The sequence below is a fragment of the Streptomyces sp. NPDC050997 genome, from assembly GCF_040660135.1.
Taxonomy (GTDB): domain Bacteria; phylum Actinomycetota; class Actinomycetes; order Streptomycetales; family Streptomycetaceae; genus Streptomyces.
The window spans coordinates 107,183-120,659 of sequence record NZ_JBFAGK010000001.1 but is presented as its reverse complement, the minus strand read 5'-3'; the positions used below and the strand labels follow the sequence as shown (position 1 = coordinate 120,659).

Annotated in this window: 13 protein-coding genes and 1 pseudogene; 9 read left to right on the top strand and 5 right to left on the bottom strand. The window is 68.3% G+C overall.

The annotated features are described in order from the left end of the window. The first annotated feature begins 192 nt into the window (after nucleotides 1-192). From AB0H86_RS00620 to AB0H86_RS00605, 4 genes and pseudogenes are all read left to right on the top strand, one after another. On the top strand, nucleotides 193-1,074 hold the full coding sequence (locus tag AB0H86_RS00620) for an alpha/beta hydrolase (protein ID WP_362431163.1): 882 nt from the start codon (nucleotides 193-195) through the stop codon (nucleotides 1,072-1,074). Nucleotides 1,075-1,527: 453 nt separating this feature from the next. After that, nucleotides 1,528-1,635 (top strand): annotated as a pseudogene (locus AB0H86_RS00615) (3-oxoacyl-ACP reductase); the annotation flags it as partial. 59 nt (nucleotides 1,636-1,694) lie between these two features. Next, the gene (locus AB0H86_RS00610; protein WP_362431160.1) at nucleotides 1,695-2,534 is read left to right on the top strand and encodes an oxidoreductase; all 840 of its coding nucleotides are present in this window, start codon (nucleotides 1,695-1,697) and stop codon (nucleotides 2,532-2,534) included. Nucleotides 2,535-2,581: 47 nt separating this feature from the next. Continuing rightward, complete coding sequence (locus tag AB0H86_RS00605) at nucleotides 2,582-3,220, top strand: DsbA family protein (protein WP_362432217.1); 639 nt, start codon at nucleotides 2,582-2,584, stop codon at nucleotides 3,218-3,220. A 318-nt stretch (nucleotides 3,221-3,538) separates the two neighbouring features. On the opposite strand, the gene AB0H86_RS00600 is transcribed toward AB0H86_RS00605, so the two are convergent. The 4 genes from AB0H86_RS00600 to AB0H86_RS00585 all read right to left on the bottom strand — a co-directional run bounded on the left by AB0H86_RS00600 (nucleotide 3,539) and on the right by AB0H86_RS00585 (nucleotide 6,774). Then, nucleotides 3,539-4,528, bottom strand: coding sequence for a helix-turn-helix domain-containing protein (locus AB0H86_RS00600; protein WP_362431157.1), 990 nt, complete (start codon nucleotides 4,526-4,528; stop codon nucleotides 3,539-3,541). Between the two features lie 236 nt (nucleotides 4,529-4,764). Beyond that, the gene (locus tag AB0H86_RS00595) at nucleotides 4,765-5,793 is read right to left on the bottom strand and encodes a methyltransferase (protein ID WP_362431155.1); all 1,029 of its coding nucleotides are present in this window, start codon (nucleotides 5,791-5,793) and stop codon (nucleotides 4,765-4,767) included. Between the two features lie 183 nt (nucleotides 5,794-5,976). Next, complete coding sequence (locus AB0H86_RS00590; RefSeq protein ID WP_362431153.1) at nucleotides 5,977-6,393, bottom strand: organic hydroperoxide resistance protein; 417 nt, start codon at nucleotides 6,391-6,393, stop codon at nucleotides 5,977-5,979. 84 nt (nucleotides 6,394-6,477) lie between these two features. Continuing rightward, the gene (locus AB0H86_RS00585; RefSeq protein WP_362431151.1) at nucleotides 6,478-6,774 is read right to left on the bottom strand and encodes an antibiotic biosynthesis monooxygenase; all 297 of its coding nucleotides are present in this window, start codon (nucleotides 6,772-6,774) and stop codon (nucleotides 6,478-6,480) included. A gap of 111 nt (nucleotides 6,775-6,885) precedes the next feature. Between AB0H86_RS00585 and AB0H86_RS00580 the strand changes: the two genes are divergently transcribed. The 4 genes from AB0H86_RS00580 (at nucleotide 6,886) to def (ending at nucleotide 11,175) form a co-directional block, all read left to right on the top strand. Then, nucleotides 6,886-7,848 (top strand): helix-turn-helix domain-containing protein, encoded by a 963-nt coding sequence (locus AB0H86_RS00580; RefSeq protein WP_362431149.1) that lies wholly within the window; start codon nucleotides 6,886-6,888, stop codon nucleotides 7,846-7,848. A gap of 961 nt (nucleotides 7,849-8,809) precedes the next feature. Next, nucleotides 8,810-9,430 (top strand): hypothetical protein, encoded by a 621-nt coding sequence (locus tag AB0H86_RS00575; protein ID WP_362431147.1) that lies wholly within the window; start codon nucleotides 8,810-8,812, stop codon nucleotides 9,428-9,430. A 7-nt stretch (nucleotides 9,431-9,437) separates the two neighbouring features. Further along, a complete protein-coding gene (locus AB0H86_RS00570) occupies nucleotides 9,438-10,505 on the top strand; it encodes a DUF4331 family protein (RefSeq protein WP_362431145.1) in 1,068 nt (355 codons plus the stop codon). Nucleotides 10,506-10,632: 127 nt separating this feature from the next. Next, nucleotides 10,633-11,175, top strand: coding sequence for a peptide deformylase (def, locus tag AB0H86_RS00565; RefSeq protein ID WP_362431143.1), 543 nt, complete (start codon nucleotides 10,633-10,635; stop codon nucleotides 11,173-11,175). 995 nt (nucleotides 11,176-12,170) lie between these two features. On the opposite strand, the gene AB0H86_RS00560 is transcribed toward def, so the two are convergent. Then, nucleotides 12,171-12,569 carry a 6-carboxytetrahydropterin synthase gene (locus tag AB0H86_RS00560; RefSeq protein ID WP_362431141.1) on the bottom strand — a complete coding sequence of 133 codons (399 nt, stop codon included), beginning with the start codon at nucleotides 12,567-12,569 and terminating at the stop codon, nucleotides 12,171-12,173. Nucleotides 12,570-13,157: 588 nt separating this feature from the next. On the opposite strand from AB0H86_RS00560, the gene AB0H86_RS00555 reads away from it, so the two are divergent. Beyond that, entirely contained in the window at nucleotides 13,158-13,457 is a 300-nt protein-coding gene (locus AB0H86_RS00555) for a hypothetical protein (RefSeq protein ID WP_362431138.1), read from the top strand. Nucleotides 13,458-13,477: the final 20 nt, after the last annotated feature.

Here is a 13,477-nt window from a genome sequence, read left to right as displayed (position 1 = left end):
GTCGGCTAGCTTCAGGGTGTGGCGCGGATTTGCGACCGCTCCAGATCCAGTTCCTCATGAGGACGTACCCATGAGCGCGTACAGCCGGCGGGTCGTGCCGTCGAGGCAGGGCTTCCGCGCCTGGACGCAGCTCTGCCCTCCCGGCCGTCCTCGCCATGGGAGCCCTGTTCGCTTCAAACCTGGAGTAAAGCGATGAACGACAACGGACGTCAGGACGGCATCCACCCCTTCCCGGCCGGCATGCGGACACGTGAGATCGAAGCCAACGGCGCCACGATCCACGTACGCATCGGCGGGCAGGGGCCGGCGGTCGTCCTGCTGCACGGCTTCGGCACGACGGGTGACATGTGGGGTCATCTGGCGAACGCACTCGTCGAAGACCACACGGTCATCGCGCCGGACCTGCGAGGGCTGGGCCTCTCCTCGAAGCCCGAGGGCGGCTACGACAAGAAGAACCAGGCGGCGGACATCTGGGGCGTGCTGAACGCCCTGGGCGTGGGCTCGATCGAACTGGTCACGCACGACATCGGCATCATGGTCGGCTACGCGGTCGCCGCCACCCACCCCGAGCGCGTCAGCCGCTGGGTGGCGATCGACGCGCCGCTGCCCGGCATCGGGCCCTGGGACCAGATCACACAGGATCCGACCATGTGGCACTTCGGCTTCGGCGGTCACGACATGGAACGCCTGGTCGACGGCCGCGAGCGCATCTATCTCGACCGCTTCTGGAACGAGCTTTCCGTGGTCCCGGAGCGGTTCGACGAGGCCAAGCGCCAGCACTACGCGGCGCTCTACGCACACCCCGGCGCCATGCGAGCCAGTTTCGCCCAGTTCCTGGCGTTCACGCAGGACGCCGCCGACAACAACAAGTTCCTAGCCCAGGGCAAGCTCCAGATGCCCGTCCTGGCCTTCGGCGGCGAAGCCACCTTCGGCCCCGGAATCGGCGAGGTGATCCGGTGTGTCGCCGACAACGTCGAAGACGCCGTCATCCCGGACTGCGGGCACTGGATCACGGAAGAGCAGCCGCAGGCGACGACAGACCTGGTCGTCGACTTCCTGCGCCAGGCGCGCTGAAAGACGGCGTCGCCGTTCAGGGCGGGGCGCCTCTGGGCCACCGCCGTCCCGCCCTCCACGGAACCAGTACTGCCGACGTCACGGTGACTCGGGCTAACGTCGCTTCGTCGGAGTTGCGCCGGGCCGCTGCGATCCGTCGTTGTGGTCGGTTGCCCACTGCACGAAGGTGTAAGAGGTCTCGCGCAGGCCGTGTCCGAGGGGGCCGGGAACGTCTGGGAGCGGCCCAGCTGGTCAACTCTGTCTGCTCCGGCTGCTGATCTCCAACGCAACATCGTTTACGACGCCGCCCAACTGGCCAGCATCGTCCTCGATGTGCTGGAGGCCATCCAGTACCAGCTCACCGGTCCCAACAGGCTCGCCTCGCTTCTGTGGAACCGTACCCAACGGCGGACCGCCGAGGAGAAGAAGCAGAAGAATAGGCATGCCGCGCGACCGCCGTGGCGCTGGCGGCCCCTGTGGGAGGTCGACGACGTCGTCGAGGCCGTGGTCTACCTCGAGGGCGCCTCCTTCGTCACCGGCGAGATCCTCCACGTCGACGGCGGACAGAGCGCGGGTCACTGAGCAGGCGGCCTGCCCGCCGCCCGGACGGCCAGGACGCCGCCACCACCAAGGAGTTCCCTGTGAGCAAGACATTCCTGATCACCGGTGTCAGCAGCGGCCTGGGCCGTGCGTTCGCCAAGGAGGCCCTGGCTGCCGGCCACCGGGTCGCCGGCACCGTCCGCAACAAGGACCAGATCGCCGGCTTCGAGGCCCTGGCGCCGGGCCGCGCCACCGGCCTGCTGCTGGAGATCACCGACGACGCGGCCGTCTCCCGGGCGGTCGAGTACGTCGAGGAGAGCATCGGTCCGGTGGACGTGCTGATCAGCAACGCCGGATACGGTGTCGAGGGCACCGTCGAGGAGTCCTCCATGGACGACCTGCGGAGCCAGTTCGACGCCAACGTCTACGGGACCGTCGCCGCGATCAAGGCGGTCCTGCCGTCCATGCGGCGCCGTCGCACCGGACACATCGTCACCGTGTCCTCCATGGCCGGACTGACCGCGCTGCCCGGTGTCGCGTTCTACGGCGCCAGCAAGTCCGCCGTCGAGGGCATCACCGCGTCCCTGGCGCAAGAGGTCGCCCACCTCGGCATCCATGTCACCGCCCTCGCCCTTGGCGCGTTTCGCACCGACTGGGCAGGCCGCTCGATGACCCGCGTGCCGCGCACCATTCCCGACTACGACACCGTCTTCGACCCGATCCGGGCCGCCCGCCAGACCAAGGACGGCAGCCAGACCGGCGACCCCGCCCGCGCCGCCAAGGCCCTGCTGACCGTGCTCGACGCGGACAAACCACCGGTCCACCTGGTCCTTGGGACCGACGCCCTGAACCTGATCGAACAGGGTCGGCAGCGCCTGAACGACGACATCGTCGCCTGGGCCGACCTGACCGCATCGACCAGCTACCCCGCTGGCACGTGACCCACCTGCCGCGCGCCGAGGCCGCGGCCGTCGTTTGGACACCCGCGATGAACAACTCCCGCACCACCACCGTCGACTTCTGGTTCGACCCTGTGTGCCCGTGGACCTGGCTGACCTCCCGCTGGATGCTGGAGGTCCAAAAGACCCGCCCCGTCCAGGTCACCTGGCACGTCATGAGCCTGGCCGTCCTCAACGAAGCACGCCTGGACCAGCTCCCGCCGCACAACCGCGAACTGATGGGTCAGGCCTGGGCACCGGTCCGGGTACTGATCGCCGCACAGGAGGCCTTCGGCTCTCGCGTCCTCGAACCCCTCTACACCGCGCTCGGGACCCGCTACCACCCTGAGCAACTGCCCAAGAATCGCGCCACCATCGAAGCAGCCCTGCGGGAGGTCGGACTGCCCGAGCACCTCGCCGAGGCCGGCGAAACCGACGCCTACGACGCCGCGCTGCGCCGGTCCCACCAGGAGGGCATCACCCTGGTCGGCCAGGAGGTCGGCAGCCCCATCATCGCCGTCCCCGGCCCCGACGGCGGCGAAAGGATCGCCTTCTTCGGCCCCGTCGTCACCCCCGCGCCCACCGGAGAACAGGCCGCCCGCCTGTGGGACGGCACGCTCGCCGTCGCCTCCACCCCGGGCTTCTACGAAATCAAACGGACCCGCGCAGTCGGCCCGATCTTCAACTAGGGCCGGTCTCTTCGATCTTGGGGGATCTCTCGTGATCGAGATGGTGTAACCCCTACGCCGCGGGAATGCGGGGGTCGACGATGCGCATCCGGGTGGCTGCCTACGTCCTGCGCCGTCGCGCGGGACGGTCGGTGGAGTTGCTCGTGTTCGACCACGACGCGGACCTGCCGCCCGCACGCACGTCCCGGCGGGGGGGGTGCGGCTCCGGAGGAGTCATGGGAAGAGGCAGTATGGGGTGAAGTCACGGAGGAGTGCGGGCTGGTGTGCGCAGACCTCCTCGGCCGAAGGACGAGCAAGCGACTGGGGGACGAGCCCCCGTCAGATCGGTGCGGGCGCGACCTTCATGGGCAGGCCGTTCCCGCGCAGCGCGCTGGTGGTCTTGCCGGTCCGCTCCCGCAGCAGCACGCGCAGCGTGTTGGGATGCTCGTATCCGACCTTGCGCGCGATGGTTTCCAGGGACAGCTCGGTAGTACGCAGCAGATGGGACGCCTGCTCGATCCGCAGGTCCTGGACGAAGCGGATCGGTGACGTCCCCAAGGTGCGCTGCACCGAACGCTGCAGCGTCCTTTCGGTGACGCCGATGGCCCGGGCGGCCTCGGGAATGCTGATGGGCCCGGTCATGCGCTCGCGGACCCAGCGCTCGAACGCGCTGACCGTCGGGTCGCTCTGCGCCAGTGCGCTGGGGATCGTGTAGGCGGACTGCGAAGGGCGCTCGTCCAGGATCAGGTAACGGGCGACCAGGTCGGCCAGCGCGGGGCTGCTCTCCCGGATGATCGCCAGCGTCAGGTCGACGTGTCCGAAGGCCGCTCCCGCGGTGGTGACGCCGTCGGACGAGACCACCATGTGGCTCTCGTCGAGGTACACGCCGGGGTAGCGGCCGCGGAATGCCGGAGACAGCCACCAGGTCGTCGTGGCACGCAGCCCGTCCAGAATCCCGGACTCGGCCAGTAGGAAGGTGCCGGCACACGCCGACGCGATCCTGGTGCCGCGTCCACGGGCCTCGGCTATCAGATTCCGTACTGGCAGCGACTCGTGGTCCGCGACATAGGCCAGCACCTCCTCGGGGCCGCGCGCCGCCCGGGCGGGCACAATCAACAGATCCGTCTCCTCCGCGCACTCGACGGGCTCGACGGTGACCAGGTGTCCGGCCCCGGTCCGGATCTCGCGGTGGAAGCCGACCTTGCGCACACGCCAGGACAAGCCGTCACCGACATCTCCCGCCATCGCATTGGCCTGGTCCAGCACATCCAGAATCGAGGCAAGTCCGGAGTCGAAGACACCGTCATGAACAAGAACCGCGATCTCCATACCGCGCACCGTACCAGTGTCGGAAACGCTATTAAAGTTTTCGTTTCCGTCGCCTACATGGCCGGGGTCCTTTGTCGAAGGTTTCCGTGTCGGGGAGAAGGTGGAGCAGCACGCGAGCCGCTGCCGTCTCGCCCCGTGAATCCACCCTGAGCGCCCCTGCGACCGTGGGACGCAGGGGCGCTTTCACTCCCGCCGAAATCGCCCCAGGATCAGGGGCAAGGTCGCGGCACGCGGGGTCAGGTGGTGGGTTGTGTTTCGATGACGGCGAAGGCCCCCGCGGAAGTCGTGTTGACGCGGCGCAGGCCCGCCGCGGTGAACAGGGCGTCGAATTCGGCGAGTTGGCGTTCCCTGCCGCCTGTCATGCCGAGCATGTTCATGTCCATCAGGGGGGCGAGTCCAGGCTGTCCCACCTCTCCGACGAGGAGATCGATGACGGTGACGCGCCCGCCCTTCGCCAGCTGTGCCCGGCAGTTCCGAAGGATGCGGACGCAACTGGCGTCGTCCCAGTCGTGCAGGATGTACTTGAGTACGTAGAGGTCTGCCGGCGGAACCGACTCGAAGAAGTCCCCGCCGACTGTGGTGAATCGGTCGTCGAGGCCCTCGGCCTTGGCGGCCTCGGCGGCGGCCGGGACGATGTGGGGCAGGTCGAACACCCCGCCGTTCAGTTCGGGGTTGGCCCTCATCATGGCCCGGACGACGTCACCGCCGGCTCCGCCGATGTCCAGGGCGAGGGTGACCCCCTTCGTGTCCAGAACGGCGGCGATGTCGAGGGCGGCGGCCTGGGACAGGTTGCTCATCGACTCGGTGAAGGAAGATGCCTCGTCGAGGTGCTTGGCGAAGTAGTCGAAGATGTTCGCCTCGCCGTGCGCTGCCGTGACCTGGTGTCGGCCCGTCCGGACGGCGTCGGGGAACCTGCCCCACGACAGCCAATGGCCCGGTGCGGACTGGGAGATGGCGAAGTGCCGTAGAGAGTGGGGGTCGTCCTGCTGCAGCGTGTTCAGCAGGGACGTGCCGGTGAAGTGGCGTCCCTCGTCGGAGGTCATCAGGCCCAGGGAGGCGCAGGTGCGCAGCAGGCGGCGGGTCGCGTCCGGGTCGGTGGACTCCGCCTCGGCGATCGCTTCGGCGGTGTCCCTTCCCGCCGCGAGGTGGTCCGCGAAGTTGTACAACGCGGCAGCCCGCACCGTCTGGGTGACCCAGAACCCCGTCACCATGCCCATCATGCGCTCATAGTCCTGAGCCGCTGCCGACGCTCGTGCGCTGGTCAAATCAGTCTCCTCTACAGGGCGACGGCATGGCGCCGCCGTCACATCACGTAACCGCGGGGCCGCCCGCCGGGCGACACCGCTCATGGCTGGGGGCCGGCACGGTTGGTTCGTGCCGGCCCCCATGGCCTTTGAACCGGAAGTGGGTTGGTGTGGCGCCGAGTTGCGTCGCGTATGGGCGAGCCGCTACTCGACGACGAGTTCGACCGGGATGTTGCCGCGGGTGGCCTTGGAGTACGGGCAGCCGGCGTGCGCCTGCTCGACCAGCTTGCGGCCGGTCCGGTTGCGCAGGGTCTCGGGCAGCTTCACGCGCAGCACCGCGGTGAGGGCGAAGCCACCGTCCGAGGCGTCCTTGGCGAGGCCGATCTCGGCGGTCACCGAGATGTCGCCGGTGGAAACCTTGGCCGCCCGGCCTACGACTCCGAGCGTGCTGGTAAAGCAAGCCGCGTAGCCGGCCGCGAAGAGCTGCTCGGGGTTGGTGCCCTGGCCGTCGCCGCCCAGGGCCGGCGGGAACGCCAGGCGCACATCGAGGTGTCCGTCGTTGCTGGCGGCGCGGCCGTCCCGGCCGTTGGCGGTGACGACCGCGGTGTAGACAGCGTCCATGATTCCAACCACTTCCCTTGACTGTTCAACTGCTGTTCTGATGTGCCGAGTTCAGGGGGAGAACGAGGGCTCCCGGCGCGCCGGTCAGGAGACCTTGGTCCCCAGCAGGTCGACCCGGGCGATCATCGGCGCCACGCTGAGCTTCGTCAGCGCGGCCTTCCCCAGCGCCGCGGCGATCCGGCCCGACAGGTGCGCTTGGCGTCCCTGCTCGTCCTCGAAGGTGTCGAACACCCCGAAGGTGGTGGCGCTCTCGCGGAACGCGAACCACGCCACCGTGCCGTCTTCCTGTTCGGCCAGTTCCTGCGCGCCCCGCAGCATCGCCGCCACCTCGTCGGCGAACTCCGGTTTGGCCTCGATGCGTACCAGCAGACCGACCTTCATGTGACCGCTCCTTGCGTGAGGACCGCCGGGCTCCCGGCGCACAACGAACCTATGACGGCGGCTGGTGATCACATCAGCGGCAGAAGCGACACGGTTGATAGTGTTCCCGCCATGCGCATAGCAGTCGTCGTATACGACGGGGTGTTCGACTCGGGACTCTCAGCCGTCCTCGACGTGCTGGACAACGCCAACGCGCTGGGCGGGCAGATCCACGAGTCGTCGCCCACCTGGAACGTGACACTGGTCGGCCCCGCTCCGCAGGTGCGGACCGGGGCGGGATTCCTCGTGGCGCCCGAGCCACTCGAACAGGCGGACACCGCGGACCTGTTGGTCGTACCCGCCCTAGGGGGGAGCGACCCTTCGGTACTGCTCGACCATGTCGGCGGCGAGGCGTCTCTTGCCGTCCGCGACCTCATCGCGCGCGCTCGCGGCCGCGGTGTGACGATCGCGTCGGCGTGCGCGGGTACCTTTCTGCTGGCCGAGGCGGGGGTGCTGGACGGGCTGCGCGCCACGACGACCTGGTGGCTGTCGCCGGTGTTCCGGGACAGGTATCCCAAGGTCGAACTGGATCACAGCCAGATGGTCATCGGCGGCGAGGGCGTGATTACCGCCGGTGCCGCTTTCGGTCATGTCGATCTCGCGCTGGCGATCGTCCGGGACGGCAGCCCCGCGCTCGCTGACCTGGTCGCCCGCTATCTCGTGGTCGACGAACGCCCCTCCCAGGCGGCGTACACGATTCCCAGCGCCCTGGCCCAGAGCGATCCCACCGTCGCGGCCTTCGAACGCTGGACCCGTGAGCATCTGGCCGAACCCATCAGGATCCCCGAGGCGGCCAGTGCCATCGGCGTCAGCGAGCGGACCCTGCAGCGTGCCGTGCAGCGCACCGTCGGAACGTCCCCCATCAGGTTCGTCCAGGACCTGAGAGTCGAGCGCGCTGCGCACCTCCTGCGCACCACCGACCTGTCCCTGGAGACCATCTCCAGGAGAGTCGGTTACGAACACCCCAACACCTTGCGCGTACTCCTCCGTGAACGCACCGGGAAGACCACGTCAGCCCTCCGCGGCAGAAGGTGACCCGGCACCTCCACGCAGGACGGAACGCTACGAGCGGCCAACCCGACCGCGCGCCGCTACGGGCTATACAGGTCGGGAACCTCGGACAATCGCCAGAGCAAGGCCGACCTGACGGAGCGCCGCGCCCGCGGTGATGACGCCGTCCGACGTGGTGACCACTTGGCTCGGCTCAAGCGGCGCCGCGGCGTACCTGACACTGAAGGCCGGGACAGCCACCAGGTCGTCGAGCGCAGGCCGTCCAGGATCACGGCCTCGACCACCGGAAACGCTCCCGCCCCCGCCAAGGCGATCGGTGTACCGTGCTCGCGCGTCCGGACCAGCAACTTCTGGGCGGGCAGCGACGGTTCTGAGTCGACACAGTCGGCTGCCTCGACGGGCAGGCGGACGGTCCGTGACGGGAATGATCCAGCGCGTCGCGGATTCCCGCGAGCTTGGTGTCGAACACACGGTCGTAGACGAGGCCGCTCCCTGCATGACGGAAACGCTATGAGCAGTGTCGTATCTGCCGCTGACGTGGCCATCGATCAGCACCGTAGGTTCGTGCCGAGCCGGTGATCCGGCCATTGTTCACGAGGAGCGACGGTGAAGATCGGTCTGCTGGTGCGTATGCAGCGAGGCTCGAATGCGCCGACGGAGCGGGGACCGTGCTGCGCTGCGCGCAGGAGTCGGCTCAGCAGGAGCAGCGCACGGTCACACGGTCCGCATTCCGTCAGAACGCCACTGCCTTCGGCAGTGTTCGACGCCCTCGACGCCGGGCTTCCGCGATCGAGGAGACCACTCGTACGGCACAGACCCTGGCTTGTGAGATCAGCGAGGTCGGCCTGTCGAGCGTTGCCGGCCAGGTCGGGCCTGGGCCACTGCCCCTTTCCGAGTTCCCGCGGAACGACAGCGTCCATGGCCGGATCGGGCGCTCACAGCGTCGGCGGCTTGTGACCAGCGCAAGAGAGGAACGTGAACGAACATGATCAGAGGCAGACGAGCGCGGGCGGAAGCCGAGCGAGCCGACGGCGCGGATGGGGGAACCCTGGGCCGTCGCGGCGTTCTTGGCGGTCTTGCCGCCCTTCCCGTCCTGTACGGCATCGGTTCGGCCACCCCTGCCGTGGCCGCCACGGCGGCGCGGCCGGACAGCCTCCCGAAGGCCACCGGTGACCTGGTGCGTGGAACGGAGCGGAGGTACCACGCCCCGCTGCTGGCCGCGGGAACCCGTCTGGTGCTGCCCACGGGCATCAAGGCCGTGCCCGTCCACGACTACTACCACCGTCCGCACCTCGCGTCGGCCCAGTCCACGTGGCCGCACATGACGGCGACCGACGGCACCACGGTCGACGCGTCGATCATCCCCGAACGCGGCGCTCCCACCCGTATCGCGATCCTGAGCGGCTTCACCGAGGGCTGGTACGAGCTCAGTCACGCGAACGGAAGAACCGACCGCGTGACGTGGGATGTTCGCAAGCTCCCGTTCCTGTGGTTCTACACCGAGTTCGGCGCCACGAAAGAGGCTCCGTACCACAACTGGTTCTACACGCTCGCGCTGCAACCGCATTCCTGCAATCCGTATTCCCGCAACACCCTGACCAAGTAGGAGCGCAATGTCCCACCACTTCGACTACCCGGCAGACGAAACACTGGACATCACCGACGCCTACTGCTTTGCCGGGGCCGGCGACCGCCATGGCCCGCGCACGGTATTCGGGATGAATACCTCGCCGACCAACGGCACGCCCTGGAATTCCGCGGGCTACTACGAGCTGAAGATCGACACCAATGGCGACTACGTCGAGAACATCACGTATCGCGCCACCTTCCCGATCGGCTCCGACGGCACGCAGTACGTACAGGTGGAGCAGCTCACCGGCGCGGCGGCCACCGACCGCAGCGCCTCCGGCTCGATCATCACGCCTCCCAACGCCCCCATTGGGGAGGTCATCGAATGCCGCCACGGCATCAAGCTCTTCGCCGGGCAACGCCGCGACCCGTTCTACAACTTCATCCCCTTCCCCGTCGCGACGAGGAACGCACTGCTGACCGGAACCTTTCCCGACTTCGACGCGCTGCGTCCCGCCCACGACGATTTCGCGAACACCAGCGTCAGATCCTTCGCACTTGAGGTGCCCGTCGAGGTCACGGGCCACGGCCGGGTGCACTTCTGGGCGACCACCGCGTACTTCGACAAGGGCCACAGCACCTGGGTCCAGCTGCAGCGTGCCGCCGAGCCCAACATGACCACCTTCTTCGACTTCGCCGAGGGCTCTGCGCACGTCGACTACAACGCCTCCGTCCCCACCGACGACCTCGTGGGCCGGCCCGCCCGCCCCGCGACCGATCCCGCCTCGGGAATCTGGGGTCAGGTGCGGGACAACATCGCGGCGGTCGTCGAGGCCGGCGGGACGTACGGGAAGCGTCCCCACCGCTTCCCGACCGCACGGGCCTACGGTGCGTGGGCGGCGGACACGCTGCTCCCGAACGTCCTCACGTTCACACCTGGAACCGTCGCCGACTGGGACCCGTGGTGCGACCTCCACAACGGCAAGGGCGTGAGGGAGGACATCGCGTCCAACATCATCAAGATGATCGTGAACCAGGACTTCTCCTCGGGACTCAACCACGGTCCGCTCCTCGACCACTTCCCGTACCTCTCCGAGCCGCCGGTCTCCTGACCCCTCGCGGTGGTCGCCGAGCCGCACCTGGACGGACTGGGGGATCCAGAACAGCGGGCGGTTCCGTTGCCGAATGCCTCATCACCCCCGAACACAGACGATGTCCGCTTGATAGGAAAAGTTTCATATGACGGTTGTGCCGATCAGGGAACTCGGCGACCCGGTTCTGCGGGAGTCGGCCAAGCCGGTGACCGACTTCGACGGTGAGTTGCGCAGATTGATCGGCGACCTGCGCGAGACGCTGCGCGACAGCGGAGGCGCCGGGCTTGCCGCGCCCCAACTGGGTGTCGGGCTCCGCGTGTTCGTCTGGAGCCCCAAACTGTCCCACGGCAGTTTGGACCACCTGGTCAATCCCGTCCTCGACTTCCCGGACGAGGAGGAACAGGACGGCGTAGAGGGATGTCTGTCCATCCCCGGCGTCTACCTGGATACGAGGCGTCGGATGAACGTCGTGGCGAAGGGCTTCACCAGGCGGGGCGACCCGGTCCAGGTCGTCGGGGACGGACTACTGGCCCGCTGTATCCAGCACGAGGCCGATCACCTGGACGGTGTGCTGTTCATCGACAGGCTGACTCCCGCGCAGCAGGAGCAGTGGATGGCCACGCTGCGCTCGGCTTCCTGGTTCGACGGGAATGCCATGGCGAAGATCAAACACTCACCACACCAGTAGAGCGCGGCCGACTGTGCGGAAAGCGTCTCAACATCGCTTTCCGCACGTCTCTCATCCGGCTGACGTGCGTCCGGGGAGATGGCGCACGGGTTCGACCTGATCCGGTGGCCTCGCTCCGCGGCCGGCAGATGCCGGGACATGAACGTCATGGCCTGTGGACACGCCGTCATACGACCGACGGGCCCCCTGGCCCGGATCAAGGTCTCCCCACGTCCCCCTGGCCAGGCCGGAGGACCGCCCCAGCAACGTACGGAGTACTGATGTCACTCGACAGCTTGGCGAAGCCCGATGACGGAGCATCCGGCCGGCTGATCGACTCGCCCCGCGCACTGTGCGGGCGACCCCGCGAGTACGCGCTGCTGGGCGGACTGTTCGAGGGCCGGCGTAGGGGACGCGGCGCGGCGCTGGTGGTACGTGGCGAGGCCGGTGGGTGGCGCAGGTGGCGGGCGATCTCCTGCCCCTGCTGCGGATGGAGGCCGGAGTCGCGGAGCAGGGTGAGGAGCAGGGCCGATTCGAGCGCCCGGCTGGCGCAGCGGCCCCGCACCGAACCGTCGGCGGCGACATGCCCGAGCAGATGATCCGTCAGCCGTTGTCTGGCCGGAGCGACGGGCGGGACGGTGGTTGGCCGTACGGAGGAGGGGAGGGGCGAGGAGCTCACAGTTCGACACATCTCGTTCATTCAGCGTCTCCGTCGCGCGGATCGTCCTTCGCACGCCGCGGGCGCCACGGGGGCTGTGTCGCGGTTCGTGACTTGCTCGCCACAAACCCTGCCGCGCCCGCCGCCTGATCGCCCCCGTGGAAGACCCTGGTCGCTCTCTCCGGCCCCGCTCCCGGGCGGCCCGGTCGACGGCCGAGGCGACGGCCAGAGGCTTCCACGAGCACGAGCCGTCATGCCGAGTGAGCTTGGTCATCGACCCGATGCCGTGCCGTTGGTCCGGGTCGTCAACAGGGCGACACCGGCCGGCCGGACGTTCGCCGCCGACGGGCCGTCGGGCTCACAACGACCGTTCGTAGCCTGCCCAGGCGACATGGGACTCGTGCAGGGTGACGGCGAGCGCGGCCAGACCTCTGGCCCCCTCGCCGAAGGCACCCGCGTGTACCCGGTCGGCCAGCCGATCGGCGATGACCTTGGCCAGGAACTCGGTCGAGGTGTTGATGCCCGAGAAGGCGGGATGGTCGTCGAGATTGCGGTAGTTCAGATCGCTGAGCACAGCGCCGAGCTCCTGAGTCGCCAGGCCGATGTCGACGACGATGTTGTCGGCGTCCAGCTCCCGGCGGCGGAAGGTGGCGTCGACCAGGAACGTCGCGCCGTGCAGTTGCTGGGCGGGACCGAAGACCTCGCCACGGAAGCTGTGGGCGACCATGACGTGATCGCGAACGGTGATGCTGAACAAGGGGTGTTCCTCCAGGATCGGGTATTGGCCTCGACAACGCGCGGCCGTCTTTCGGGGCTTGTGGACAACACGGCGACAGGGGGCGAGAGGTCTCCGAGGCTCCGGGGAAGCTGATGAGCGGCTCGCTGCCACCTGCGACTCGCCCTCGGCTGAATGACCCGCGTCGTCGTCCGGCTCGCAACGCAAGGCTGGGACAACGCGTCAAGTGCCAAGAGAACGAGCGCGGGTGGAAGGGCGTACTGACCGACATCGATTCCGCTCGCCCGAGACAGGCCTGGCCGACGTTTCCGCTCACCGTGTGGAGAGACCTCGTCGACCACTTCAGCGGCCAGGACCTCACCGAAACCGCATCCACGCTCCCACACGTCGCGATCTCGGGCCAGGCCAACCATGGTCGACTTCCGGGTGCGTCCGCCGAGGTCCGTCAATCCGTTGCCCCCGTTGGGCCGCCGCCCCGGGCGCCGGGCTCCGCCAGTCGGACCGCCGCAGCTCGATACCCGTGAGCCGAGCCGGTGACCCGGGGCCGTTCTGCAAGCCATCGCTGAAGCGCTCACGGTCGATGGAACCGACCTGGGAGCGGGAGCGCGCGTGTACTCCCTGTTCCAGGAATGGCGGCTTCCCCCGTCCAGGCTCTCGGCGACAACACCGATGGGTGGCGCGGAAGACGCCGTCATCCTCCCGCTCGTCGTTCAGACCTACCGTGCTCTGTCCATGGCCGCCTTCCGCACCGACGTCCGGACGGGGGAGACAACCCAGAGGATCGGCGACATGAATTCGTTGCTCGACCGCATGCGTTCGGAGATCGCTGAGGCCCGAGCAGTGGTGATCATGCCAACCGCCGTGACGGTCTGGAACAGCGCCCCAGAGTGTGCAAAGCGCACGTTCTGATACACCTGCAAGGCGGCAAG

Bases quoted from the DNA above. Each gene is read 5' to 3' on its own strand.
- AB0H86_RS00620 (WP_362431163.1), top strand. From the start codon at position 193: ATGAACGACAACGGACGTCAGGACGGCATCCACCCCTTCCCGGCCGGC.
- AB0H86_RS00605 (WP_362432217.1), top strand. From the start codon at position 2,582: ATGAACAACTCCCGCACCACCACCGTCGACTTCTGGTTCGACCCTGTG.
- AB0H86_RS00600 (WP_362431157.1), bottom strand. From the start codon at position 4,528: ATGGAGATCGCGGTTCTTGTTCATGACGGTGTCTTCGACTCCGGACTT.
- AB0H86_RS00590 (WP_362431153.1), bottom strand. From the start codon at position 6,393: ATGGACGCTGTCTACACCGCGGTCGTCACCGCCAACGGCCGGGACGGC.
- AB0H86_RS00585 (WP_362431151.1), bottom strand. From the start codon at position 6,774: ATGAAGGTCGGTCTGCTGGTACGCATCGAGGCCAAACCGGAGTTCGCC.
- AB0H86_RS00580 (WP_362431149.1), top strand. From the start codon at position 6,886: ATGCGCATAGCAGTCGTCGTATACGACGGGGTGTTCGACTCGGGACTC.
- AB0H86_RS00575 (WP_362431147.1), top strand. From the start codon at position 8,810: ATGATCAGAGGCAGACGAGCGCGGGCGGAAGCCGAGCGAGCCGACGGC.
- AB0H86_RS00570 (WP_362431145.1), top strand. From the start codon at position 9,438: ATGTCCCACCACTTCGACTACCCGGCAGACGAAACACTGGACATCACC.
- def (WP_362431143.1), top strand. From the start codon at position 10,633: ATGACGGTTGTGCCGATCAGGGAACTCGGCGACCCGGTTCTGCGGGAG.